This is a genomic window from Dokdonia genika (assembly GCF_042652845.1).
In the GTDB taxonomy this organism is placed as follows: domain Bacteria; phylum Bacteroidota; class Bacteroidia; order Flavobacteriales; family Flavobacteriaceae; genus Dokdonia; species Dokdonia donghaensis.
The window spans coordinates 191,577-217,465 of the sequence record NZ_JBHSHB010000023.1 but is presented as its reverse complement, the minus strand read 5'-3'; the positions used below and the strand labels follow the sequence as shown (position 1 = coordinate 217,465).

At 38.9% G+C, this 25,889-nt stretch carries 20 protein-coding genes and 2 tRNA genes; 8 read left to right on the top strand and 14 right to left on the bottom strand.

Annotated features, from left to right (window positions below; genetic code table 11):
• The 6 genes from ACFO5T_RS12215 to ACFO5T_RS12190 all read left to right on the top strand — a co-directional run.
• The coding region (locus ACFO5T_RS12215; protein ID WP_380034421.1) for a T9SS type B sorting domain-containing protein at positions 1-341 on the top strand (341 nt) is incomplete at its 5' end.
• A 482-nt stretch (positions 342-823) separates the two neighbouring features.
• Positions 824-1,492, top strand: a complete 669-nt coding sequence (locus ACFO5T_RS12210) for a TetR/AcrR family transcriptional regulator (RefSeq protein ID WP_380034754.1) — start codon at positions 824-826, stop codon at positions 1,490-1,492.
• 27 nt (positions 1,493-1,519) lie between these two features.
• Positions 1,520-3,187, top strand: coding sequence for a peptidase domain-containing ABC transporter (locus ACFO5T_RS12205; RefSeq protein ID WP_375253142.1), 1,668 nt, complete (start codon positions 1,520-1,522; stop codon positions 3,185-3,187).
• Entirely contained in the window at positions 3,188-4,540 is a 1,353-nt protein-coding gene (locus ACFO5T_RS12200; RefSeq protein WP_380034752.1) for an HlyD family secretion protein, read from the top strand.
• Complete coding sequence (locus tag ACFO5T_RS12195) at positions 4,540-5,946, top strand: TolC family protein (RefSeq protein ID WP_380034749.1); 1,407 nt, start codon at positions 4,540-4,542, stop codon at positions 5,944-5,946. The genes ACFO5T_RS12200 and ACFO5T_RS12195 overlap by 1 nt, the downstream gene beginning before the upstream one ends.
• 156 nt (positions 5,947-6,102) lie before the next feature.
• The gene (locus tag ACFO5T_RS12190) at positions 6,103-7,248 is read left to right on the top strand and encodes a glycoside hydrolase family 5 protein (protein WP_380034746.1); all 1,146 of its coding nucleotides are present in this window, start codon (positions 6,103-6,105) and stop codon (positions 7,246-7,248) included.
• Between the two features lie 81 nt (positions 7,249-7,329).
• On the opposite strand, the gene ACFO5T_RS12185 is transcribed toward ACFO5T_RS12190, so the two are convergent.
• The 11 genes from ACFO5T_RS12185 to ACFO5T_RS12135 form a co-directional block, all read right to left on the bottom strand.
• Positions 7,330-11,010, bottom strand: coding sequence for an ABC transporter permease/M1 family aminopeptidase (locus ACFO5T_RS12185; RefSeq protein WP_380034743.1), 3,681 nt, complete (start codon positions 11,008-11,010; stop codon positions 7,330-7,332).
• Between the two features lie 2 nt (positions 11,011-11,012).
• Positions 11,013-11,903, bottom strand: coding sequence for an ABC transporter ATP-binding protein (locus tag ACFO5T_RS12180; protein ID WP_380034740.1), 891 nt, complete (start codon positions 11,901-11,903; stop codon positions 11,013-11,015).
• 191 nt (positions 11,904-12,094) lie between these two features.
• A tRNA-Val gene (locus tag ACFO5T_RS12175) sits at positions 12,095-12,169 on the bottom strand.
• Positions 12,170-12,204: 35 nt separating this feature from the next.
• Positions 12,205-12,279 (bottom strand) — tRNA-Val (locus ACFO5T_RS12170).
• A 107-nt stretch (positions 12,280-12,386) separates the two neighbouring features.
• On the bottom strand, positions 12,387-13,604 hold the full coding sequence (locus tag ACFO5T_RS12165) for a bifunctional folylpolyglutamate synthase/dihydrofolate synthase (protein WP_380034737.1): 1,218 nt from the start codon (positions 13,602-13,604) through the stop codon (positions 12,387-12,389).
• 28 nt (positions 13,605-13,632) lie between these two features.
• Entirely contained in the window at positions 13,633-14,466 is an 834-nt protein-coding gene (locus ACFO5T_RS12160) for an energy transducer TonB (RefSeq protein WP_380034734.1), read from the bottom strand.
• 62 nt (positions 14,467-14,528) lie between these two features.
• Entirely contained in the window at positions 14,529-14,921 is a 393-nt protein-coding gene (locus ACFO5T_RS12155) for an ExbD/TolR family protein (protein ID WP_021778197.1), read from the bottom strand.
• Position 14,922: 1 nt separating this feature from the next.
• Positions 14,923-15,627 carry a MotA/TolQ/ExbB proton channel family protein gene (locus tag ACFO5T_RS12150; RefSeq protein ID WP_021778196.1) on the bottom strand — a complete coding sequence of 235 codons (705 nt, stop codon included), beginning with the start codon at positions 15,625-15,627 and terminating at the stop codon, positions 14,923-14,925.
• Between the two features lie 59 nt (positions 15,628-15,686).
• On the bottom strand, positions 15,687-17,090 hold the full coding sequence (nhaD, locus tag ACFO5T_RS12145; protein ID WP_021778195.1) for a sodium:proton antiporter NhaD: 1,404 nt from the start codon (positions 17,088-17,090) through the stop codon (positions 15,687-15,689).
• 46 nt (positions 17,091-17,136) lie between these two features.
• On the bottom strand, positions 17,137-18,369 hold the full coding sequence (locus tag ACFO5T_RS12140) for a Glu/Leu/Phe/Val dehydrogenase dimerization domain-containing protein (protein ID WP_021778194.1): 1,233 nt from the start codon (positions 18,367-18,369) through the stop codon (positions 17,137-17,139).
• Positions 18,370-18,434: 65 nt separating this feature from the next.
• Complete coding sequence (locus tag ACFO5T_RS12135; RefSeq protein ID WP_380034729.1) at positions 18,435-19,541, bottom strand: anhydro-N-acetylmuramic acid kinase; 1,107 nt, start codon at positions 19,539-19,541, stop codon at positions 18,435-18,437.
• Between the two features lie 84 nt (positions 19,542-19,625).
• Here ACFO5T_RS12135 and ACFO5T_RS12130 point away from each other — a divergent pair, with 84 nt between their 5' ends.
• Complete coding sequence (locus ACFO5T_RS12130; protein ID WP_035325475.1) at positions 19,626-20,768, top strand: acyl-CoA dehydrogenase; 1,143 nt, start codon at positions 19,626-19,628, stop codon at positions 20,766-20,768.
• A 60-nt stretch (positions 20,769-20,828) separates the two neighbouring features.
• On the opposite strand, the gene ACFO5T_RS12125 is transcribed toward ACFO5T_RS12130, so the two are convergent.
• The 3 genes from ACFO5T_RS12125 to ACFO5T_RS12115 are packed head-to-tail and all read right to left on the bottom strand — an operon-like array spanning position 20,829 to position 24,905.
• Positions 20,829-21,638, bottom strand: coding sequence for a DNA/RNA non-specific endonuclease (locus ACFO5T_RS12125; RefSeq protein WP_380034726.1), 810 nt, complete (start codon positions 21,636-21,638; stop codon positions 20,829-20,831).
• A gap of 9 nt (positions 21,639-21,647) precedes the next feature.
• A complete protein-coding gene (locus ACFO5T_RS12120; RefSeq protein WP_380034723.1) occupies positions 21,648-22,748 on the bottom strand; it encodes an ABC transporter permease in 1,101 nt (366 codons plus the stop codon).
• Between the two features lie 3 nt (positions 22,749-22,751).
• Positions 22,752-24,905: a carboxy terminal-processing peptidase gene (locus ACFO5T_RS12115; protein ID WP_380034720.1), complete on the bottom strand. Its 2,154-nt coding sequence runs from the start codon at positions 24,903-24,905 to the stop codon at positions 22,752-22,754.
• 147 nt (positions 24,906-25,052) lie between these two features.
• Here ACFO5T_RS12115 and surE point away from each other — a divergent pair, with 147 nt between their 5' ends.
• Positions 25,053-25,826, top strand: a complete 774-nt coding sequence (surE, locus tag ACFO5T_RS12110) for a 5'/3'-nucleotidase SurE (RefSeq protein WP_380034717.1) — start codon at positions 25,053-25,055, stop codon at positions 25,824-25,826.
• Positions 25,827-25,889 lie beyond the last annotated feature (63 nt).

Below are 25,889 nucleotides of genomic sequence, written 5' to 3'. Positions count from 1 at the left end.
CCATTTTTGGAAGACTAGCAAGTGGTAACTGTTCGATCTCTGAGTTTGAAATAGGGATTATAGATTACCCACGTTTCTTTACACCTAATGCAGATGGTTTTCACGATACGTGGAATATTATAGGGCTAGGGGTGGATCCTAACCTGAATGCGAAGATTTTTATCTTTGATAGATACGGGAAGCTCTTAAAACAGCTGAGCCCTACTAGCCCAGGATGGGACGGTACCTTTAATGGCCAACCGATGCCGAGTAACGACTACTGGTTTAGAGTAGAGTTTACAGAGGTAGATGACCTAGGGACACAGAGAACGGTTAATGGGCACTTTACGTTGAAGCGATAGGTCTTAAGAACTCATAATGCACTAACAAATTTTAAACATTCATTTTCAACAATTTAATTAAAGAAGAATTGTGGTTAAAACCTCTGTGTAGAAATGAAACCAAAGTATGATCTTGAAACTCTGGAAATGGAACTAAGTCAGAAGGAATTTGTTTAACTTTTACTTTATAGCATTCAAAACTAAATAGATCCAATAACTTTACTTTATAGCCCCGATTGCAATGAAAATCCCGCAACTGCCTGGCAAGGCCGGCGTGAGGAATTGCAATGTAAAGCGGGAAACTCCCTATTTAGAGAGGCTCTAGCCATCGTGCTCCTTATAATTATAAAAGTTTACACACGTAGAAACTTTCTTTACAATATAATTATATTCTACGTCTATAAACTATATTACAACTGTTGCTACCTCAACAAAATGCATCACTTTCATAACAAATAGTTAAACTTTTAATCATAATAGTATTACTATCATATCTTTGTGATATGGAAAGATTACGCATACAAATCACAATAGATCCAGCCTTGTACACTCGTGATCCAGAGACCACAGACCTAGGTCGTAAGATCGTGAGTAAGAGTATTGAGATGATAGATGAGCTAGGTTTTGAAAAGTTTACTTTTAAGAAGCTTGGCCTTGCAATTAACTCTAATGAGAGCTCGATATACCGATATTTTGAAAGCAAACACGCTCTTCTAGTATATCTTGTAAGCTGGTACTGGAGCTGGATTGAGTACAAAATTGTTTTTGCGACTACTAACGTAAGTGACCCTTCTATAAAACTACTATCTTGTATAGATCTCCTTACTAAAGATGTTATAGAAGACACGAGTATATCTTATGTAAACGAAGTAATACTGCACCGCATAATCGTAGCGGAATCATCAAAAGCATACCATACTAAAGATATAGATAAAGAAAACTCAAAGGGATACTATAAAACTTATAAGCGAGTAGTACAGCGTGTGAGTGACTTTGTTACAGATATACACCCTACGTATGAGTACCCGCATATGCTTATCTCTACAGTAATAGAGGGCGCACATCACCAGCGCTACTTTTCAAAGCATTTGCCATCACTTACAAATGTATGTGAAGGAAAAAATAACATTACAGAATTTTATAAGGAATTAGTACTTAATGCTATTAAATAGTTGCATTATATAAAGACACATCTTATTATGAATAAAGAAATGACTCCTTGGAAACGTTTTCTAAATATGCTCAAACTGGACAGGCGTGACATCAAGCAAATTTTATTTTATGCGATTTTTGCAGGTCTAGTAGCACTCACACTACCTCTGGGTATACAAGCAATTATAAACTTAATACAGGGTGCGCAAGTGAGTACCTCTTGGATTGTGCTTGTTGTACTCGTGACACTAGGTGTTGCCTTTCAAGGTATATTGCAACTTATGCAAATACGCATACTTGAGAATATACAGCAAAAGATTTTTACAAGATCATCTTTTGAATTTGCTTATCGTTTTCCTAAAGTTAAAATGAGCGAATTGCGTGATGTTTACCCACCAGAGCTTGCAAATAGATTTTTTGATACTCTTACAGTACAAAAAGGATTATCAAAAATATTATTAGATTTTCCAGCGGCGATATTACAAATTGTCTTTGGTTTAATGCTTCTCTCCTTTTACCATCCATTTTTTATTATTTACGGTTTTTTACTTGTCATCTTAGTGTATCTCGTTTTTAAATTTACCGCAATAAGAGGGCTACAGACCAGTCTTTCAGAATCTAAGAGTAAGTATAAAGTGGCACACTGGCTACAAGAAATAGCGAGATCTCTTATAAGCTTTAAACTCTCGGGCCGCACCTCACTAGCTATGGAGCGCAATAACACACTTACCGAAAAATACCTTGAGGCTAGAGAGAGTCACTTTAGAATTCTGGTTATACAGTTTATACAAATGATAGGCTTCAAAGTGCTTGTCACTGCGGGACTCTTACTCATAGGTGGACTACTAGTTTTAAACCAGCAAATGAACATTGGTCAGTTTGTAGCTGCAGAGATTATAATCTTACTCGTAATAAGCTCTGTAGAAAAGCTTATTACTGGGCTTGAGAGTTTTTATGATGTACTTACATCTTTAGAAAAAATAGGGCAAGTGGTAGATAAAGAGATAGATCCTCAGGTAGGTTTTGATCCTTTTGAAAATCATAAAGACACAGATATTCAAATAGATAATGTTACCTACGCTACCCCACAAACGGGTGATATACTCTCAAACATAAAACTCAAAATAGAGACAAAAGACAGGTTGCTCATAGATGGGGTGTCTGGGTCTGGTAAAACTACTTTATTAAAACTTATCTCTGGTATCATAGAGCCTACCGCTGGCGCTATTTATATAAACGATCTATCTCTCAAAGGGCTACATCCTAATGCATATAGGTCTCAAATAGGGCAAGTACTCCCGGAGCAAAATCCTTTTGAGGGCACGATACTAGAAAACATCACATTTGGCAATAAAGAGATTTCTCAAGAGAGACTTAATGAGGTTATAAAAATAGTAGGCCTACAAGATTTTGTGCGACAGCAGTCTAATGGTTTGCGTACAATGCTCTTTCCAGAAGGACAGCAAATCCCACATACCATATCTAAGCGCATCTTGCTTGCAAGGGCAATAGTACACGAGCCTAGAGTACTACTTCTCAAAGATGCTCTCGAGCATTTTGAAAGTACAGAGGCACGCGCGATTATGGATTACCTCATCCACCCAGATAGACCTTGGGCACTCGCTGTCTCTAGTAATAATAAAGACTGGCAAGCTCAATGTAATCGATATATCAAACTCGAGAATGGAAAAATCATAACTCAAAAGAAAAACTAAATGCTTAATATATCTGAAAATCAACTTAACAAGAAGGTGGATATACGTGGGTATTCCGCTTTCGCGAAAGCGCAAAAAAAACAGCACTTTAAGTACTTTAATAGATTTCTCGTGGCCTTTGCCATTATAGGCGTGATTATCCTCTTTTTACCTTGGACACAAAATGTTACAGGAAAAGGGTTTGTAACCACTCTCACACCAGACCAAAGACCACAAACTATACAGTCTCAAATACCAGGACGTATAGAACAATGGTTTGTACGCGAGGGAGATTATGTGAAGAAGGGCGACACTATACTGCGCATTTCTGAAATTAAAAATGAATATCAAGATCCGCTTCTTGCCGAAAGAACTAGACAGCAGCGTGATGCAAAAAGTAATGCAGTAGGCTCTTATAAGTCTAAAGTACAAGCGCTAGAAAATCAGCTAGGGGCTTTACAGCGTGAGCGCGGTTTAAAACTACAACAGGCAGAAAACAAACTCAAGCAGTCTCGTTTTAAAGTACAGAGTGATAGTATAGACCTAGTAGCTGCAAGAACAAATAGAGATATTGCTCAAACACAGTACGAACGTACCGCAACATTACAATCTGAAGGTTTAAAAAGTACAGCAGAGGTAGAAGATAAGCGCCTTAAATTACAAGAGACAGAGGCAAAACTTATCTCTCAAGAAAATAAATTACTAGCGAGTCAAAACGAGGTGCTTAATGCAACCCTTGAGATCTCTAGAACACAAGCTACCTATGCCGAAAAAATAAGTAAAGCTCAGAGTGATAAATTTACAGCCTCTTCTGCTCAATATGACACAGAAGCACAGGTAAGTAAACTAGACAATGCATCTACTAATTATGAGATACGTAGCACATTACAATATGTAGTTGCTCCTCAAAATGGATACATAAACAAAGCTATAAAAGCAGGTATAGGAGAAACTTTTAAAGAAGGTGAGCAACTGGTAGGCATTATGCCAGCCGACTATGACCTAGCTGTAGAGACTTTTGTAAGACCTATAGACTTACCACTCATACATACCGGTGAGAGCATACGTGTACAATTTGATGGATGGCCGGCTATCGTATTTAGTGGGTGGCCAGATGCCTCTTTTGGGACCTATGGAGGTACCGTGGTTGCTGTCGAAACTTTTATAAGTAGTAACGGAAAATTTAGAGTTCTTATCGCTCCAGATCCAGAGGCCGAAAGCTGGCCAAAAAACGTACGTGTAGGCTCTGGTGCACAAACTATTGCTTTACTTAATGATGTACCTATCTGGTATGAACTATGGAGACAGCTCAATGGTTTCCCTGCAGACTATTATTTACCAGATGGAAAAGAACCTGTAAAAAATAAAAAGTAATGAGATTAAACACTTTCATTATATTAACAAGCTTGTTAAGTCTGTTTACTACTGTGAGTCACGCTCAAGAGAATGTCTCAACCCTAGAAAACACTTTTACTTTTGAAGAGTTTATAGGCTATGTAAAGCAGCACCATCCGCTTATTAAACAGGCAGAGCTTGTACTTACTACTGGCGAGGCAAACTTACTTAAAGCTCGAGGGGGATTTGACCCAAAAATTGAGGTAGACTACGACCGCAAGAAGTTTAAAGGGACTGAGTACTACGACCAGCTCAATGCTACTTTTAAAATTCCTACCTGGTACGGGATAGACCTTAAAGGAAATTTTGAAGAAAATACTGGAGAGTTTCTCAATCCTAACCTTACGGTTCCAGAAGATGGACTGTACAGTGCTGGTGTATCCTTTTCTCTTGCACAAGGACTTCTCATTAATGAGCGTATGGCAACGCTCAAAAAGGCTCGCTTTTTTGAACAACAAACGCAGGCAGATAGGGACTTGTTGGTCAACAATCTCATATTTGAAGGAAGTCTGGCCTATTTTGACTGGCTAGAGGCAGAAAATGAAAAACGCATCTACACCACCTTTTTAAAAAATGCAACGACTAGACGTAAAGCTGTAGAGCGCAGTGTAGAAGAGGGTGATAAGGCTGCTATAGATATTACCGAAGCTCGTATTACAGAGCAAAACAGACGACTCAATCTCGAAGTCGCAACACTCAAAGCGCAAAAAGCTCGTCTTGTGGTGAGTAACTTTTTATGGCTAGACGGTGTCCCATTAGAAATAAATGAGACTGTAAACCCAGTGTTTCCAGATCTTACGGTACTTGATGCCTCACTCCTACTAGCTGGTATTACAGACGTCTCAGTTTTTATGGCAAACCACCCTAAGTTGAGAAGCCTAGACGCAAAAATCAATAGTTTAGAAGTAGATAGATTTCTTAAGAAGAATAAGCTTTTACCTAAGGTAAACTTGCAATACAACTTCTTAACCCCAGATGGAGACCAACTTAATAGCCTCAATACGGCAAACTATAAGGCCTTTGTAGATGTAAGCTTCCCTATATTTTTACGTAAAGAACGTGGTGACCTTAGGCTTGCAAAAATAAAGGTACAAGATGCAGAGTATGAGCGTAGCGCAAGCACCCTTTCTATACAAAACAAACTAGAAGCCACACAGGCAGAAATCACATCTCTGGCTACCCAAAATACACTTATTGCAAATATCGTAACAGATTATGAAGCACTCGTAAAGGCCGAAGAACGTAAATTCTTTTTAGGAGGTAGCTCACTCTTTCTTATCAACTCACGTGAGCAAAAGCTTATAGATTCAAGACTCAAGTCTAACGCACTACTGGTAAAACAACTGGCTGCTAAGGCTAAGTTATACAACGCTGCAGGATTATAACTTTTTACGCTTTCGCGAAAGCGTAATCACCCTCAACACAAATATCTTATTACACATAACATTGCCTTATGATACTCTGGCAATGTTATGTTTTTATATTTTGTAATTTTAATAGAATTTTTTCTACAAAAAGGAAATGCACAAACCTATTAAATTATGAAACTACAGCTGAACAAGTACATCTTATCTATACTTATAAGTATAAGCTCGCTGGCCTGCTCTGACAACGAAACGCCAGAAACGACAAATCAAAATCTTCCAGAAGATGAAAACCCTGTGGCAGATACAAGTATAGACATACCAGGTACTATAAGAGACATCTCATCTACAACACTTGTTGCCGAAATGGGTATAGGATGGAATCTTGGTAATAGCCTAGATGTAGAAAATGCAGATAAAACCGCCTGGGGAAACCCATTACCCTCACAAGCTATTATAGATAAGGTATACGAGATGGGCTTTAGAACACTAAGAGTACCTATCACGTGGGGATACGACCAGCAGTCTACAGCACCGTATACTGTTAATGAAGATTTTATGACTCAAGTGCAAGAGACAGTAAATTATGGAATAAGTAAGGATATGCACGTTATTATAGACGTGCATCACGATAATGCCTGGTTACGTCCTACTACAGAAGATGCACCGGCCGCAAAAGAACGACTAGCAAGTTTATGGACACAAATAGCAAATCGATTTAAGAGTTATGGTGACAAACTCATCTTTGAAACACTCAATGAAAATAGACTTCTTAACTCTCCAGAAGAGTGGTCTGGCGGTACAGAAGAGGGAAGAACAATCCTCAATGAGTATCACCAGACAGCGCTTAATGCTATAAGAGCTACTGGAGGCAACAACCTAGGTCGTCATGTTATGATAAGTACTTATGCAGCAAGTACAACACCCGCGGCGATGGATGGACTTGTACTGCCAGAAGATGACCACCTTATAGTTTCTTTACATACCTATTTCCCTTGGCCATTTACAGGTCAAGAAGATGGCACAGCAAACTGGGGAACAGATGAAGAGAGAGCACAACTCGAAAATGAATTTGACTACATTAGAGAAAAATGGATTGTACAACAAGGACGTCCTGTAATATTAGGCGAGTGGGGCGCTATAGACAGAGATAACACAAGCACTAGAGAAGCCTATATGCAGTTTTATGTTGAGCAAAGTTTAGCACGTGGTCTCTTACCTATAGTTTGGGATGATGGAGGGAACTTTAGACTCTTAGATAGATCAAATCTAGAGTGGCACTTCCCCACCCTAGCAGAAACTATAATTGAAGCAAGTAACTAGTACTGTAGAAAATGACATAAACAAACAAGCCTCACTCTTAATTAAGTGAGGCTTGTTTGCTTATAAGCGATGTATCTAGTTTTACTCTTCTATAGTAGCGGTGTTTTCTGTTACCTTTTTACGGTTATCACTTCCTCTTCTATCTATGAGTTTATTAAATGGATCTATACCAGCTTCTACAGGTTTTTGATCTACGATGACATCAAAATTATTATTGATATCGCTCACCTTTATCTTCTGTAAGTATAGAACGTTCTCATCACCTGTCTCCTCATTTTCTTCTCCAAAGATACCAAGCTCTATATAATCACTTAGTAGTAAAGATACTATTGCATCTTCTTCTCCTTCTGGAGTATAGGCAACACTGTCTCCTTGTTTTGAAACAAATTGCTTTTTACCTTTTTTCTGAGAGTGATATTTACTCACAAATGCTTTTACATTTACAGCATACTTACCATCTGGAAGTTCTGTATAATTAGCCTCATCTACTTTATTATCATACAGTGTGATTTTTTCAAACATATCTGTAATAAGATATTGTAATGAGTCTGGTGTTACCGCTCTTAAGTCATTTACAAACTCTGTAGCCGTAGGATATGGACTGGCCTTAAATTGATACTTCTCTGCAAATCTTTTGGCAACTCCATTAAAGACGTCTTCACCTAGATAGTCACTCATTGCGTAAAGTACTAGCGACCCTTTTTGATAATGGATATATTGCTGGTTTTCATTATACATTAATGGCTGTTCTTTTATTTGCTCGGCTGTTCTACCTGTGAGATAGCCATCCATAGCATCTTTTAAGAAACGACGCATTTGGGTTTTTCCATACGTTTTTTCTAACACCTTAAGTGAGCTATACTCAGACATACTTTCTGATAACAAAGTAGCTCCTTTTACCGGAGCACCTATCACTTGGTGTGCCCACCACTGGTGTGCAAGCTCGTGAGCAGTAATAGACAGAGGGTAATCTACCGCATCTTGATCCTCGTCATCTACATCTGCTACAAAACCTAAGCCTTCACTAAAAGGGATTGTATTTGCAAATGCCTGTGCAAAAGTTCCGTAAGCCTTTGGGAACTCAATAATGCGCACCTGCTTATGCTGGTATGGGGTATAATTAGTACCGTAATAGTCTAGCCCCTTTTTCATACCGTTCATCATACGATCTAAGTTATATGTATGATCTGGATGGTGATAAATCTCAAGGTTAATACCATTATACACCTCTCTCTTGACCTCGTAAGATGCACTTAAGAAGGAGTAAAAGTTAAGCATCTTAGAGTCCATCTTATAGTGATAGTACTTGCGTCCATCTTCTTCCCACTCTTTTGTGAGGTATCCTGGTGCGATTGCAATTTGATCTGGAGCCGTGCTCAAGGTTGCCTCAAAGTCTATCCAGTCACTATATCCTCCTATATAGTTACGATCTCTTGCTCCCGGGGTGTCTGGGTCTGGCATTCTATCTTTAGGCGCGAGGTCATACTTTTTACGCACCTCTGTATTACGTATTTCAAAACGCTCATCATACCCTATAGAAGGAAACATCCCGTAGTTTACAAAAGTTCCGTTTGTAGAAATAGGAGACTTATCGTCTAAAAATTTGTTCTCCTCATTCTCCATTGTAAACTTAAATACCAGTGTGTCTCCAGGTTGCATTGCTTTCGCGAAAGCGTACATTTTATAGTTATAATCTTCATTATCATAAACAATCTCTGCCTCACGATCTAGTGTGATTTCTGTAGGGTAATCTGTGAGGTTTACGTGCAGGGTATCTATGGCTACTGAGTCTTTATTTACCATTGTAAATGTTGCCCCAGCTTTAAAATCACGCGACTCTGGATACATATCCATAAAAGTATTTACAGCAACAAGTCGTGGCTGTGGGATGCCGGCATATTTACCTAAATCTCTTTCGGCCTGCACGCGTAATTCTTCTCTTTCTTTACCGGTGAGCAGCTCATTTTCTACATTATTTATGTACCAAGAATAACTACCTATCGCTAAAAAGACAATGAGGCTTGCCACTGCTGTGGTAATGACGGGTGTAGTTAATCTCGCTTTCGCGAAAGCAAAACGCGCCTTTGCCGTAGCCCCCATACCGCGCCTATAGAACACTATAGCCGCCATAAGTAAGATAATACCGAAAGCAATCCAATATACTCTAAACGTATAAAAACGCGGTAGTACGGTACCATAACCATCAAAATCTGACGGGCTAGGCGTTCCTCCAGAGTTAAAGTCAAAAATAGCTTGCTGGACACCGATCGCATTCTGAAGTAATGGAACTCCTATACCTATGACCAGTAAGGTAACAAGACCTACCCATTTATTTTTAATTAAAGTATGTACGAGTAATGCCAGTAATATCCACGGTACATATTTCCATACATTAATTAAAAATGCTTGAAATACGTAGAGATCTATCTGGTAGTCATAAAACCCTTTTAAGGTTTGAAAAGCGAGACCACAAAGTATTAATACAACTTGTAAAAAAGCTGTCATTAGGAATAATGAAATACCTCTAGAGACTAGAAATACCCAATCTTTTGTAGGTGTCACATCTACAATCTGATTGATGTGAGCTGCCTTTGCCCTGTCCATTAAAAATCCAGAATATAAGTGTATGAGCAAGAATGAAAATAACACGATATATGCAGATGGCTCTGCGAGCATTGTCCACGTTTTTGGTAAGATTGCCGTATTATATATAAGTTGAGAGAAACTCATCATTACAAAGGTCAGTACAATAGCTAGAAACGTAATTATTATAAACGGCCAGCCAGTAATGATGTATTTAGTATCACTTTTTACGAGCTGCCATAGCGTTTTAAACTGCCCCACTATTGAGAAGTCTGTAGTGACGGCAGGCATCTCTATGCGTTGTATTTTACTAGAATTTTTCTTTACTGCTCTAACTGCCTTTTTCTTAAAGAAATTAAAGCGCATAGCGTGCTGCTGAAAGTTAAAACGTGCAATGATTAAAAAGAGGATTCCAAAGGATATGCCTGCCCACAATAATCTATTGTAAAGTAAAGTACCCACCATAGGTATAGATTTATTGTTTTGCTCAACTGGTGTCCAGTACTCTGTAGCATCTGCTAGTGCCACATTTGCCATAGGGTCAAAAAGCGCATACCACAATGTATCGTCTGCATTATCTGCCATACTTGTCGCTATAAGCTGGATAATAATCATCGTGAGTACAGTCATAAATCCAATGTTGAGATTACGAGTAAACACGACTATAGCAAAAACAATCGCACTGTAAAAAAGCACATTAGGAAATATGATAAAAGCAAACGGCTGTACATAATTCCATAAACTAAAAGGACCCAAAAGTGCCTCATTAGATCCTGGAAGGACAGATCCTACAAGAAGACCTAATATGGTAGCGATAGCTATTAATAAGTTAATGGTTATTGCTGCCGAGAATTTGGCAAGTAAGTACTGCACCTTAGTAAGCGGGTACGAGTACAAAACATTGTGCATATTGTTTTTAAAATCTCGATCTATTGTGCCTCCTGTAATAGAAGGAATTAATAGATAAGCAAGCATTGCCAGCTGTGATAAAATACCCGTTATAGCCAGCGGACTATTTAGATAAACATTGCTAGTCACTGTAACATTATCATTACTAAAAACGCCTAAGCCAGCTGCCATTATAAGTACAGCTAGTAAAAACATTATGGCAGAAAATATATAAAAAAGCGGTTTCTTAAACCACGTCTTTATCTCGTGTAGATAGATAGTACTAAACATAACTATGCTACCGTTTGAGATTGATTCTTATTGAGTGTTGTAAAATACACATCTTCTAGTGTGGCAGCTACTGGTTCAAAACCTTCTCCTGGCATACTCTCGCTATAAACTCGCACATCTAGATCGTTTGTATCATTAAAGCTAGATGATATTACATTATGGCTATTCTGTAATACTTCTACACCTTCTCTAGAGGTTGTAGTTTTCCAGATATGTCCCTCTAGGCTTTGCACTAATTCCTTTGGAGTGCTTTGCGATAAGATTTTACCTCCATTAAGAATTGCCATATCTGTACATAATTCTTTTACATCATCTACAATGTGTGTTGAAAATATAACGATGTGGTTTGTCCCTATCTCACGTAATACATTTAAAAATCTATGACGCTCTGCTGGATCAAGACCTGCTGTAGGCTCATCTACAATAATTAGTTTTGGGTTATTAAGCAATAACTGGGCGATACCAAAGCGTTGCTTCATCCCTCCAGAATATCCTGCTACGTGTTTATTACGCACATCACTGAGGTTAGTCACCTCAAGCGCTTTATCTACAATAGCTGTACGCTCCACTTTATTTGTAATTCCCTTTAGGCTTGCAAAATAGTGTAGCAAGTCACTGGCACTCATTTTAGGGTATACTCCAAACTCTTGAGGTAAGTACCCAAGTGTTTTTCTAAATTCAATTTTGTTGTTAAGTATATCAAGTCCATTAAAGTCTATCTCTCCTGTATCTGGCTCTTGTAATGTTGCAATAGTTCTCATAAGAGAAGACTTTCCTGCACCGTTAGGTCCTAGTAGACCAAACATTCCTGCCTTTATATCTATGGTTACATTATCAAGGGCTTTTACACCGTTAGGGTACGTTTTTGAGACATTCTTTAAACTTAGAATCATATATATGGTTTTTGTTAGTGCATAAGTATATCAATAATACATATTGTTACACCACAAGAGCGCATATAAAAGAATTAACCACCTGCTGCATATGCTCAATGACTGATAGTTCCTTTGTAAGTAATGCATTACAAGATAGTATAGAGGAAATATAATGCATAAAAAAAGGCTCCCATTTCTGGAAGCCTCTGTGGGCGCTAAGGGATTCGAACCCCTGACCCCTTGGGTGTAAACCAAGTGCTCTGAACCAACTGAGCTAAGCGCCCGATTATTTTTAGACAAGTTTATCGTTTCTTGTTTGTGGGCGCTAAGGGATTCGAACCCCTGACCCCTTGGGTGTAAACCAAGTGCTCTGAACCAACTGAGCTAAGCGCCCCGACTTATGTAGTCAAGTAACATTAAAATGATAGCGTCGCCATTATTTCAATGCGGGTGCAAATATAGAATTAAAGTTTAATAGTGTAAAATCTTTTGCAATAAAAATTAAATTATTTCTGCTACAACAAAGGTGCTTCCGCCTATAAAAATAAGATCACTGGTTCCTGCAACCTTTTTTGCCGCCTTAAATGCCTCTTTTACACTAGGGTATGCTTTACCCTTAAGTCCTAAGCCTTCTGCTTCCTTTTTTAATTGTTGTACTTCCATTCCTCTTGGCACGGCAGGTTTACAAAAGTAATAAGAGGCATATCCCGGAAATAATGGTAAAATGCTCTCTAAATCCTTATCTGAAACTACGCCTAGTACAATATGTAAATTCTTATAACGCTCCTTACCTAATTGATTCATCACATAAGTAAGCCCTTCCTTATTGTGCCCAGTATCACAAATCACCTTTGGCTCCTCTTGTAATATTTGCCACCTTCCCTGGAGGCCCGTATTTTTTACCACGTTCTTTAATCCCTTTGCAATATGCTGGATCCCTACGTGAAAACTCGCTCCCTGCAAAACAGAAAACGCTACTTGAACCGTACGTATGTTGTTTTTTTGATAATCTCCCACTAGGTCAGATTGCATAGGCATTAAGTCAAAATCGTAGGCTTTGTGAAGGGGTGCATTACGCTTTCGCGAAAGCGTACTAAAGACCTTCTCTGTCTCTTCATTATACTCACCTATTACAACAGGCACATTCTCTTTAATAATGCCTCCTTTCTCTGCAGCTATAAGCGGGATGGTATCACCCAAAAACTGCGTGTGATCCATACCAATATTTGTTATAACCGAAAGTACGGGTGTAATAATATTTGTGGCATCTAGCCTACCTCCTAAGCCTACCTCTATGATAGCAATATCCACTTCTTTTGCTGCAAAATAAGAGAAGGCCATCCCCACAGTCATTTCAAAAAATGATAGTTGATGCTCTTCAAAAAAGGCTTTGTACTTTTTTACAAACCCCATTACAAACTGCTTACTACAAAGCTCACCGTTTATTTTTATGCGCTCTCTAAAGTCTTTAAGATGTGGTGAGGTATATAGCCCTACTTTATAACCTGCTTCTTGTAAAACAGATGCCATCATATGACTAGTAGATCCTTTACCGTTTGTGCCTGCTACGTGAACGGTTTTAAATGCGGTATGGGGATTGCCTAGATGTGCTGCTAGAAGATTTATGTTACTTAGGTCTGCCTTGTATGCAGCAGCTCCCTTACGTTGATACATAGGTAGCTGGTTAAAAAGCCAGTCTAAGGTTTCTTGATATGTCATTGTGATATAAAGATAGGTGTTACGACTATTAGTCTGAGAGACTAAAGCGGTATACTATTTTTCCTATTTGTTTTGAAGGCGCTTTTGAGTCCGCATTAAATTTTGTGGCAAGTGCTGCTGCTTTTGCTGGCTCTAAGAGACATCGTGTGTTATTTGTAGTGCCTCGCACTCCTGGTGTGGCTTTTATAACTTTACCGGTACGGTCTACCTCAATACTCACCACAACTACTCCTGACTCATTACACTCTTGCTGGCGTTTTGGTTTTCCTAGCGCTTTACGACCTCCTAGCTGGTAGTTACCATCGCCATCTAGACCTCTTCCGGTACCATAATAACTAGATGCGTTAGGGTCACCATTAGGGTCGCCCTTGTCTCCAGCTTGGCTATCATTACCTTCACCTCCTTGTGCTACTCCATCCTTTTTAGGACCATTAATAAGTGCGTCTAGTGCACTTGTGGTAGACTTATCTGGTTTAGGATCTGGCTTTGCTTCTTCTACTGGTTTTTCTACGGGCTTTTCTTTTGGTTTCTCAACCTTAGGCTTTGGTGTTTCCTTTGGTTTTTTTTCTATAACCGGAGCATCTTCTGTGTCTTGCGTGACAACCTCATCCTTAATTTCTGGTTCTGGAGGAGTGGGTTCTGGTTGTGGTGCTGTATTTTTTGGTGCAGATGCTACAGGCTTTGTAGGCTGTACATTACCAGAACCTACACTAGAGGTTCCAAAGTTTACGGCTATACCTCCTTCTTCTGGCGGGTCCATATAATTCATCCCCACCATAAACATAAGCAATAATATAATCGCCATAATAATACTACTTATGGTGAAAGATTTGCGTTTATGTATGGTATCTAGGTATGCCAAGGTATATTTATTTAAGAGTGTAATTACGCTTTCGCGAAAGCGTACCAAAAACCATTTATCAATTAGTTAGGCCTTACCGCTAGTACAATTTTGTACTTATTACGGTTTGCGATATCCATAATCTTTACGGCATTTTCTATAGGCACTCCTTCTTCTGCTCTTAGTATAATGGTAGGTTCTTCTACTCCAGCTAGCTCGCTATTGATAAAGCCTTCTATACCGTTTTCTGTCACACGCTCCTTGTTCACATAATAGTCAAGGTCTTTTGTGATGCTTACAGATAGGTTTTGCTTGTTACTGGTTTTTCCTTTTGCTTTAGGCAAAATAAGATCTAGGGCATCTGGCGTGATGGCTGGTGAGGTTAACAGAAAGAATACAAGTAGTAAAAAAACAATGTCTGTCATACTACTCATACTGAACTCTGGGCTCACTTTATTTCTTCCGCGCAGATTCATACTAGCTAGGCTCGTTTAATAGGTCTAAGAAATCTACCGCATTTGCCTCCATAGAGTGTACTACTTTATCTGTACGCACTACAAGGTGGTTATATCCCATATAAGCAATAATACCCACAATAAGACCAGCAACTGTAGTGGTCATCGCGGTATAAATACCCTCTGCAAGCGTACCCATCTCTGCTTGTCCAGAACTTGTTGCTAGTGTATGAAAGGCAAGTACCATACCTATTACAGTCCCTAAGAACCCAATCATAGGAGCTGCTCCCGCTATGGTAGCAAGTACACTCACATTGCGCTCTAGTTTATAGACTTCTAGTTTCCCTTGATTTTCTATAGCTGTATTAATATCCTCAAGAGGGCTCCCTATACGAGAGATTCCCTTTGCGGTTAATCTAGATACTGGAGAGTTAGCCTGAGCACAGTATATTTTTGCTCCTTCTATGTTACCAGAAGCGACATTATCTCTTATTTGATTCATAAAATTACCATCTACTTTTGAGGCTGCTTTTATAGCAAAGAGTCTTTCAAAATAGATATAGATAGCCACAAAAAGTAGTACAAATAGAACAGCAATAATGATAATTCCCGCTGTACCTCCAGTTAAGAGCAAATCTATGATAGATAGTGTCTTCTCTACGGGCTCGTCTGTAGCAAGAATATCTGCCGCATCTTGAGCTCCGTCTTGAATAAGTGTATTAAGCATATGTTTATTAATTGAGGCTTTAGAATGAAACGAACGTTATTTTAGAAAATTGCCTAGACTTAAGCACCCATTGTTCCTCCCGTAAGAAGAACAAAGGCAATAGCTCCCGCAGCAAACCCTACAAAGGCTAACCACGTGATCTTTTTAAGGTACCAGATAAAATCTATCTTTTCCATTCCCATAGCTGCAACTCCTGCCGCAGAACCTATGATAAGCATACTTCCTCCTGTTCCGGCAGAGTATGCAATAAAGTGCCATAGTAAACTGTCTGTCTCTGCAGTATACATACCCATAGAGGCAGCCACAAGTGGCACGTTATCAATAATAGCAGATAGAATACCAAGTATTACTACCACAACATCTTGATTAGGTACCGCTCCATTAAGAATCTCTGCAACATAACGTAATGTTCCCACTGGATCACCAGCTTCAGACACACCATATACAAGACTTTCAAGTCCTGCTACCGCCATTAATATTCCTAAAAAGAAAAGGATACTTGAGATCTCGATACGAGAAAGTGCTTTGTGAGCACTGTATAAGTGCTTACGCTCTTTTGTGAAGTCTTCTTCTGGGTGAATGTACTCAGATACTAACCACACTACACCTAGTGCAAGCATCATACCCATATAAGGAGGTAAGTGTGTTATTGTCTTAAAAATAGGCACAGATACTATCATACCTAGCCCTAAGAAAAGCATTGTTTTACTACTTAGTAATCTTCCAGCTTCTTCATCTTCTTGTGTGTCTACAACTATATCACCTTTAAAAGCTGGCAAGTAGGTTGCAATAAAGAATGGTATAACAAAACAAATTACAGAAGGTATAATTACAAACTTAATAAGTCCCATTGCTGTAACATTATCTGCAATCCAAAGCATTGTAGTTGTAACATCTCCAATAGGTGACCAAGCTCCCCCTGCATTTGCAGCAATTACTACCATTGCAGCAAACCAAAGACGTTGCTCTCTGTTTACAATAAGCTTACGTAATAAGGTAATAAGTACAATTGTAGCGGTAAGGTTATCTATTATAGCAGAAAGTATGAATGCTAGTATCCCTATAATCCATAACAACTTCTTCTTGCTACGAGTTCTTACAGCTCCTTTAAGAACTTCAAAACCTCTGTGAAGATCTATAATCTCAACAATGGTCATCGCTCCTATAAGGAAGATAAGTATCTCTGCTGTTTTACCTAAGTGGTGTAAAAGTGTGTTGTCAAAACCGTGCTCTGCATCGTGCAAGGCATCTCCCGTAAGAGGCACCCCATTAGGAAACAAGCTATAAGCTTGCTCATAGGTGTCTATTACGTCAAACCAGCCTAGGTGAAAACCTACTGCTAGAAATGCCCAGATAAGTGATGCCATAATAAGTGCAGGCACTGTTTTATCAAGTTTAAGAGGATGCTCAAGGGTTATAGAAAGGTACCCGATAATAAAAATGAGAATAATTACTGATTCCATATGTATATAAAGTTGGTGTGATTATTACATCTTACAGATGCAAGTATTAAAGTAATTCTTTTAATGCAATTTCAAAAGCTGTCTTGCTTATATTTTGTTTTGAACTGTTATTCTGATACGTATTTTCTATAGCATTACGTATAGTTTGTGATGTATCGTTAAAGATAGCATCATCTGTCATTTGTACGCGGCGCTCCATAAAGTATGCAAATACTCTTGCCATACCACAGTTTGAAATAAAGTCTGGTATAAGACTCACCTTTGCGTCTGTATGCTCCATTATAGGTCCAAAGAAAATTTCTTTATCTGCAAACGGTACGTTTGCACCACAAGAAATAACTTCCAGCCCCGTATCTATCATTCTATTAATTTGATCTTCTGTAATAAGACGAGAAGCTGCACAAGGAGCAAAAATCTCTGTCTCAAGATTCCATATCTCCTCGTTCATTTGTGAGAATGGTATCAATCCTTCTGTAGAGGCGTTAAGTGTATTACCTGTTTTATTAAGATACATATCTCGTATCTCCTCAAAGGTAAAACCTTCTTTGTTTATAAAACCTCCTACAATATCTATAATGCCTACTACTTTTGCACCCATTTGCGCTAGGTAGTAAGCCGCTGCTGCGCCTACGTTTCCAAAACCTTGTACCACGGCACGCTTGCCCTTTACATCACCTCCGTAAATATCATAATAATGACGTACTGCTTCTGCAACACCATATCCAGTAATCATATCTGCTACGGTATACTTGCGTGTTACATCTGGAGAAAATGACGGGTTTTCTATCACCTTTATGACTCCTTGCCTAAGTTGTCCTATACGGTTAATCTTATCTGCCTCTGTAGGTTGAAAGTGCCCAGTAAAAACGCCTTCTTGTGGGTGCCATACGCCACTCTCTTCTGTAATAGGTATTACCTCGTGTATCTCGTCTACATTAAGATCACCTCCCGTACCATAATAACTTTTAAGTAGTGGTGACACGGCTTTATACCAGCGCTCTAGTACTCCTTTCTTACGAGGATCTTTTGGGTCAAAGTTAATTCCAGATTTTGCTCCACCTATAGCTGGACCAGAAACTGTAAACTTAACCTCCATAGTTTTGGCTAGAGAAAGGACTTCATTTTTATCAAGTCCTACACGCATACGTGTACCACCACCAGCGGCACCTCCTCTTAAAGAGTTAATAACTACCCACCCCTCTGCTTCGGTTTCTGGGTCGTTCCAGTGAAAAACAATCTCTGGTGACTTATCTTCGTATCGCTGTAAAAGCTCTCTCATATATTTGATTAAGTAAGCCCCAAATATACAAACTTGAATCACCTTCTAGAAGAAGTGTGCATAAATTAAGAATCATATAACATTCCGCTAGAGTGGTCTTTTGATGCTCCGGTGACACTTGCAAGGCAATTAGGAAGCCCCTCAAGCCTTAAAATCCCTAATAAACCAAAAACGAGAGCCTCTTTAAATTCAATAAGTTGCGCATCTGGCACTATAAGATTTAACACAGCTCCCTTGACCCTATTTGCTTTATACTGAGCTTGCACACGACCTAGTAAATAGCTATTGTAAGCTCCTCCTCCTGTGACTAAAACTGAGGTGTTTTCTTTAAACTGAGTGGCAATTTGCACAGCAATATGCTCTGTAAACGTCGCCAGCAAATCTATATCAGAGACTTTATAAGATTCAATTATTGGGAATACCTGTTCGTGCACCCACTCTATCCCCAGAGATTTTGGTGCTGGAGAGCCATAATATGGTAAACTATTCAATTCCTTTAATAAGGGAGCGTGTACGGTTCCCGCTTTCGCGAAAGCGCCCTCATCATCAAACGGTTTACCCAACTTATGAGCATAGGTATTGAGCACAACATTAACTGGACAAATATCATACGCCAGCCGAACTCCATTTTCCTCAGTCGAAACATTTGCAAATCCACCAAGATTGAGACAATAATCATATGTGCCAAACAACAGCTTATCTCCTATAGGAACAAGCGGTGCGCCTTGCCCACCTAGCGCTACATCTTGCACCCTGAAGTCGCAAACCACTTTATGACTAAGCAACTGAGCAAGTTCTGGAAGATTACCTATCTGTAAAGTAAAACCATCTTGTGGCTGGTGTAATATAGTGTGGCCGTGGGAGCATACAGCATCTACCTGCTTTATACGATACTTAGCTTTAAATGTATTTATCACCTGAGCTAAATATATTGTATATGATGCATTTAATGTAGAGAGCGCCACTGTTGAGAGTGTATGTGCTGTTCTTAGTTTATCTACCCAGTCATTTGGGTAAGCAATCGTTTCTGCATTGATTATCTGAGCATTAAAGACTGGATAAACCTCACCAGCAATTTGAGGTGACATACTCACTTTAATAAGCGCGCAGTCTATTCCATCTAAGCTGGTACCACTCATCACACCTATAACGTTATAGTTTTTTTGTTCCATCACCCTAAATCTATTGAGAAAAGCATAAGAAACAAGTATATTTGTACAGATTTTTTACACAATCGTTAATATTTAGAATTGACTATGGATTTTAGCTTAACAGAAGAACACCTTATGATACGCGACGCTGCTCGCGATTTTGCACGTACAGAATTACTAGACGGAGTAATAGAAAGAGATAACATACAACAGTTTCCTGCAGAACTTGTAAAGAAAATGGGTGACCTAGGCTTTATGGGTATTATGGTTGATCCAAAATATGGGGGAAGTGGTATGGACGCAATTTCATATGTTCTTGTTATGGAAGAGCTGTCTAAAATAGATGCCTCTGCATCTGTAATTGTTTCTGTAAACAACTCATTGGTATGCTACGGTCTTGAAGCTTATGGGTCTGAAGAGCAAAAACAAAAATACCTTACTAAACTTGCTACAGGTGAAATGGTAGGTGCTTTTTGTCTTTCTGAGCCAGAAGCTGGATCTGATGCAACTTCACAAGCTACTACAGCAATAGATAAAGGAGATCACTACGTACTTAATGGTACAAAAAACTGGATTACAAATGGAGGACGCTCTGATGTGTATCTTGTAATCGCTCAAACTGATAGAGAAAAAGGTCACCGCGGTATCAACGCTTTTATAGTTGAGAAAGGGATGGAAGGTTTTGAGGTAGGGCCTAAAGAAGACAAACTAGGTATACGTGGTAGTGACACGCACACACTACAGTTTAATGACGTAAAAGTACCTAAGGAAAATAGAATAGGTGAAGACGGATTTGGTTTCAAATTTGCAATGAAAACACTTTCTGGAGGACGTATAGGTATTGCCGCACAAGCACTAGGTATTGCTTCTGGAGCATACGAGCTTGCTCTTAAATATTCTAAAGAGCGTAAAGCCTTTGGTACAGAGATTTGTAACCACCAAGCTATCGCTTTTAAACTTGCAGATATGTATGTAGAGATAGAAGCCGCACGTCACCTGGTGATGAAAGCCGCTTGGGATAAAGATCAAGGTAACAACTATGATCAATCTAGCGCTATGGCAAAACTTTATGCATCAAAGGTTGCAATGGAGCAAACAGTAGAAGCTGTACAAATACACGGCGGTAACGGTTTTGTAAAAGAATACCACGTAGAGCGATTAATGCGTGACGCAAAAATCACTCAGATATATGAAGGAACTAGTGAGATTCAAAAAATTGTAATCTCTAGAAGTCTTATAAAAGGATAATTACTTATCTCTTTACAAATAAAAAAAGCGGCACTAGGCCGCTTTTTTTATATTATACTTTTATCTAAGCTTCCAGCCCTTAGTACTAGTGCTGCCCTCTAGCCTATCTTCTACACTATCTTCAAGCTCTGGAAAGAAGTCTATGCCAGTAAGCTTTTCTATCTGATCTACAGAGGTGACAAATGTTTTAAGAGACTTATTTGATGCTTTGTGATTCATTAAAAAGGCAATCATTTTTGCATCTCCTCCAGATTGATCATAAACAATTTTATAAAAGGATTCTGGTACGGTAACTCCCTCTGTACCTATGGCGCCCATTTTATCTTTTAACACACCACCAGTCACTACATAAACTCCATCATACTTCTTTGCCCAGTAACGCACTTGCTGCTCAAGTTCATTCCAGATACCAGCATTAAAATCGTGCCTTTGCGGACTAATATTACTTGTCAAAAAAGTTTCTTCATAGGCCGCTTTACTAAACTCCCTATCACCTGCTGGGCACAAATGCCCACGATCATATCCAGATTTTTTATAATTACGCCAGTGTGCAGACTCCGTCTCCACCTGAGGGTCTACCTCAAAATAAGGACGTTTAAAATCATTATTTACAATGTGGCTTTTCTTAAGTTCGTAGGCCACCCATTCTGCTTGTTCATCTCTCTCACTATAACTGAGCGAGTAATAATTATGGTGAACCACCTGCCCCGTGGTAGATGTAGGTAAAAAGTAGGTGTTTGTAGTTGCCTTCGGCTGTCTGCCCTGCTCTATCATAGGAGCATCTACAGCCTTGTTTGCATAATTTTCAAATGCATACCAAGCAAGTGTAAAAACAATAACTAGTAACGGATAGGTGTATTTTCTTTTCATTAATAAAATCTAATTTTTTACATCCAGTGCGTCCCTTAGAGCATTACCTACTAGCATAAATGCCATTACAAGCAACATTATCGAAATACCTGGGATGATGGCAAGATACGGCTTCCCAAGGATGATATAACTATAGTGATCTTTAATCATAGCTCCCCAGCTGGGTGTAGGTGGTTGTGCTCCTATACCTAAAAAACTCAATCCGCTTTCTATAAGGATGGCCCCTGCAAAGTTTGCTGCCGAAATCACTATGAGCGGCGCTATAACGTTAGGTAAAATATGCTTTACAATAATACGCCCATCTGTATACCCTAGTGCTCTTGCTGCTGTAACATATTGAATTTGTTTTACACCCATAACCTGCCCTCGCACAACACGAGCCACCTCAACCCACATTGTAAGCCCTACTGCGATAAAAACTTGCCAGTATCCCTTACCTAATGCAAGAGTAATTGCAATAACAAGAAGCAAGGTTGGGATAGACCAAGTCACATTAATAATCCACATAATAGCGGCATCTACTTTTCCGCCAAAATAACCTGCTAGCGAGCCCATAAACAGACCTATAATAAGCGATATAAAAACCGCTACAAATCCTATAGAAAAAGATATTCTCGCACCTATGAGCATCCTACTCAAAAGATCTCGGCCGTACTTATCGGTACCTAGTATAAATGTACGTGGGGATATGTACGCTTTCGCGAAAGCGTTATAATCTTCAACCCCATTTATAGTAACTTTTTTTGGTAAACCCACCACTCCGTCACTCATATACGGGATGTATGTAATACCATCGTTTTCTAGATTATAAGTGGTTATGGGTATTTCTGTATCTGAATTAATCTTGCCCGAAAACCATCTAGAAATAAATGACTGCTCCACCTTTAAGTCACTTGGGATAGTGAGTACATCTACCGTAAAGCCGGGCGTTTGTGAGTGGATAGAGAGGTGCATCTGGTTTGCATTCTCACTACTATCTGGAGCGATCACATAAGCAAATAAAGCAGCTAGACCGCACAATATGATATACACCAAACTCAAAACGCCCCAAAAATTTCTTTTAAATTTTTGGAGCGCTAGGCTTGTTAATGAATTTGCTCTTTGCGACATTTATTAATCCTTAATAGTCACAAGCTTATCTCTTCTAATATTGTTGATTTTTAAATCATTAAGCACATTAAGTGCCTCTTCTACATAAGCGTCTTTTGCTAAATTTTTGTGCCAGCGCTCACGCTTTTCTTGAAGGATAGTATCTTTTTCAAAAAGTTGCTGCTCATACGGTAGTGACTCATAAGTGAGCTTTGTATCGTAATCATCTATGGCATCAAACTTCTTTGCAAATGACTCACTTTTTGCTAGTCTTGCTTTGTATTTATCATAGTTGAGCGACCACTCTTTATCATCGCGACGTTCTTTAATCCACTTTGCATACTCATCTACTAGCTGCAAGTGCTCACTCCTAGACATACGTTGGTTACTGTTTTCGATAGTTTGCTCAAAGTCTACATAACCATCCCACACATCATAATCTGCAGCTTTTATTTTATCCCAAGGAAGTGGATTTTCTTGATCACGCTCGCCTATGTCTACATATGTAAAACGATCTGGAACAACTACGTCACTCTTTACACCTTCTAGCTGTGTTGACCCTCCATTTACTCTATAGAATTTTTGAGTTGTAAGTTTAAGAGCTCCTAGATCTCCATAAGGGTTTTTACGCAGGTAAGAATTAAGGTCTGCTACGTTTTGCACAGTCCCTTTACCATAGGTCTGTTTCCCTCCTATAATAATGGCTCTTTTATAATCTTGCATTGCTGCAGCAAGTATCTCACTGGCAGATGCAGATATCTCGTTTACTAAAATCACGAGGGGTCCATCCCATAATACAGAAGAGTCTCTATCTTCTAGCACCTCTGGTTGATCACCATTAGAAGCTACTTGTACAATAGGTCCATCTTTTATAAACAAGCCGGCAATATCTACCACAGTTTTAAGCGATCCTCCACCATTGTTTCTAAGATCTATTACTAGTCCTTCTACTCCCTCTTTCTTGAGACGTTCTATCTCCTTCTTTACATCACTTGCAGCATTTTTTTCTTTGTAATCATCCATTGTAAAGTAAAACTTAGGCAGGTTTACGATGCCGTATTTTTTACCATCTTTCACCACCTCTGCAGACTTTGCATAGGTTTCTTCTAGCTCTACAATATCACGTTCTATAGTAATCTCCTTTGTACTACCGTCTAACTTAGTCTTTACTGTGAGAATAACTTTAGTTCCTTTAGGGCCTTTTATGAATTCTATCGCATCTTGAAGACGCATACCTACAATACTTAAGGCATCTTTCTCATCTTCTTGACGAACTTTCATAATGATATCTCCCTCACGTAGCTCATCGCCTCTCCAGGCTGGACCACCAGAAATAATATCTGTAATACGTACTTCGCCTCCCTTCTTTTGAAGTCTAGCACCTATCCCTTGAAACTGACCACTCATTTGTGTATCAAAACGATCTTTTGCCACTGGTGCAAAATAATAGGTGTGAGGATCAAACTCTTCTACTATAGCATTTAAGAATACTGCAAACCAGTCTTTGCGCTCAAGCTCTAATGTAAATTCGAAAAACTCTTTTGTATTATCTGCAACTTCTTCTCGTGCTTTTAACTCAAGCTCTTCATTAGAAAGAACCTCTTTCGGCTCAGCTGCTTCTTTATCATCTTCCTCTTCATCTACCTTTTCTTGGTCTTCTCTTAAATCATAGTAAGAGCTAAGCGCATTAAGCTTAAGTTGCTGTCTCCATCTGTTTTTAAGCTCTTTTTTGTTTTTTGCAAAAGGTTGCTTTTCATACTCTGTATTGAGAATCTCTTCCTTTTCAAAGTCAAAAGGTTTTTTAAGTAACTCTTCTTGTATTTTATTTGCCTCCTCTGTACGTTCTATAAGACGGTTGTAAGTAAGATCAAAAAATGATAAATCTTTATCTCTTATCGCATCATCTATTTGTGTTTTATACTTTTCAAACTCTTCTATATCCTTTTTGTAGAAAAAACGACGATATGGATCTAGCGCGTCTATGTAATCATCAAAGACATTTGCAGAAAACTCATCGTTTATATCTTTTGCGTCATAATGACCTCGCTCGAGTAAGTAAGCAATAAGATCTAAAAGGGTTTTATCTTTATCTGGATCGTCAAACGACTTTGTAGTAAAACTGCAACTCGCAACTGAAAACAACAGTAACAGCGCTATTAATTTTAAATTCCTCTTCATAAAATTCAGTATTTTCACGTAACTAGCAATTTACATTAAAAATTGTGCCACAAAAAGAGCTGCGGTCGTAATCTTTTGTTAAACCCCGCCAGCACACTTATTAATGTACAATTTACGTATTTTCGTATATAGAACACAACTCCTGCTATGAACAAAAAACCACTTATACTTATTACTAATGATGATGGCATCACCGCACCCGGCATACGCAACCTTATAGATGTGATGCTCAACATAGGTGATGTTGTTGTAGTTGCTCCAGATAGCCCACAAAGTGGGATGGGGCACGCCATTACCATAAATGACACACTCTACTGCGATCCTGTTAAACTAGATCCAGATGCTACGCACAAAGAATACACGTGTTCTGGAACTCCTGCAGACTGTGTAAAACTTGCAAACCAGCAAATTCTCACCCGCAAACCAGATATTTGTGTAAGTGGCATTAACCACGGCAGTAACTCAAGTATAAATGTTATATACAGCGGCACGATGAGTGCAGCAGTAGAGGCCGGTGTAGAAGGCATCCCAGCAATAGGGTTTTCGCTTTTAGATTACAGTCACGATGCAGATTTTGAACCTGCAAAAAAATATGTAGAACGCATCACAAAACAAGTTCTCAAAAACGGCTTACCTAAAGGCATCGTTCTAAACGTAAATATCCCAAAATTACCTGCAGATAAAATTAAGGGCACCAAAGTATGTCGCCAGGCAAAAGCACAATGGGTAGAAGATTTTGACAAGCGCACAAACCCTATGGGTAGAGACTATTACTGGCTCACGGGCGAGTTTGTAAATCAAGACAAAGGTGAAGATACAGATGAGTGGGCACTATCACAAGGCTATGTTTCTATCGTACCCGTACAGTTTGATCTTACGGCACATCACTTTATTCAAGAACTTAATGAGTGGGAAGGATAGTAATTACGCTTTCGCGAAAGCGCATCTATTCCCTTTAAAACTTTTCGCGAAAGCGGAAAAATT

What these genes read in the sequence shown, in the direction of transcription:
- ACFO5T_RS12165 (WP_380034737.1), bottom strand. Translation starts at nt 13,604, where the DNA reads ATGACATATCAAGAAACCTTAGACTGGCTTTTTAACCAGCTACCTATG.
- ACFO5T_RS12195 (WP_380034749.1), top strand. Translation starts at nt 4,540, where the DNA reads ATGAGATTAAACACTTTCATTATATTAACAAGCTTGTTAAGTCTGTTT.
- ACFO5T_RS12130 (WP_035325475.1), top strand. Translation starts at nt 19,626, where the DNA reads ATGGATTTTAGCTTAACAGAAGAACACCTTATGATACGCGACGCTGCT.
- ACFO5T_RS12150 (WP_021778196.1), bottom strand. Translation starts at nt 15,627, where the DNA reads ATGCTTAATACACTTATTCAAGACGGAGCTCAAGATGCGGCAGATATT.
- ACFO5T_RS12185 (WP_380034743.1), bottom strand. Translation starts at nt 11,010, where the DNA reads ATGTTTAGTACTATCTATCTACACGAGATAAAGACGTGGTTTAAGAAA.
- ACFO5T_RS12115 (WP_380034720.1), bottom strand. Translation starts at nt 24,905, where the DNA reads ATGAAGAGGAATTTAAAATTAATAGCGCTGTTACTGTTGTTTTCAGTT.
- ACFO5T_RS12180 (WP_380034740.1), bottom strand. Translation starts at nt 11,903, where the DNA reads ATGATTCTAAGTTTAAAGAATGTCTCAAAAACGTACCCTAACGGTGTA.
- ACFO5T_RS12205 (WP_375253142.1), top strand. Translation starts at nt 1,520, where the DNA reads ATGAATAAAGAAATGACTCCTTGGAAACGTTTTCTAAATATGCTCAAA.
- ACFO5T_RS12210 (WP_380034754.1), top strand. Translation starts at nt 824, where the DNA reads ATGGAAAGATTACGCATACAAATCACAATAGATCCAGCCTTGTACACT.
- surE (WP_380034717.1), top strand. Translation starts at nt 25,053, where the DNA reads ATGAACAAAAAACCACTTATACTTATTACTAATGATGATGGCATCACC.
- ACFO5T_RS12135 (WP_380034729.1), bottom strand. Translation starts at nt 19,541, where the DNA reads ATGGAACAAAAAAACTATAACGTTATAGGTGTGATGAGTGGTACCAGC.
- ACFO5T_RS12190 (WP_380034746.1), top strand. Translation starts at nt 6,103, where the DNA reads ATGAAACTACAGCTGAACAAGTACATCTTATCTATACTTATAAGTATA.
- nhaD (WP_021778195.1), bottom strand. Translation starts at nt 17,090, where the DNA reads ATGGAATCAGTAATTATTCTCATTTTTATTATCGGGTACCTTTCTATA.
- ACFO5T_RS12120 (WP_380034723.1), bottom strand. Translation starts at nt 22,748, where the DNA reads ATGTCGCAAAGAGCAAATTCATTAACAAGCCTAGCGCTCCAAAAATTT.
- ACFO5T_RS12125 (WP_380034726.1), bottom strand. Translation starts at nt 21,638, where the DNA reads ATGAAAAGAAAATACACCTATCCGTTACTAGTTATTGTTTTTACACTT.
- ACFO5T_RS12155 (WP_021778197.1), bottom strand. Translation starts at nt 14,921, where the DNA reads ATGAATCTGCGCGGAAGAAATAAAGTGAGCCCAGAGTTCAGTATGAGT.
- ACFO5T_RS12140 (WP_021778194.1), bottom strand. Translation starts at nt 18,369, where the DNA reads ATGAGAGAGCTTTTACAGCGATACGAAGATAAGTCACCAGAGATTGTT.
- ACFO5T_RS12200 (WP_380034752.1), top strand. Translation starts at nt 3,188, where the DNA reads ATGCTTAATATATCTGAAAATCAACTTAACAAGAAGGTGGATATACGT.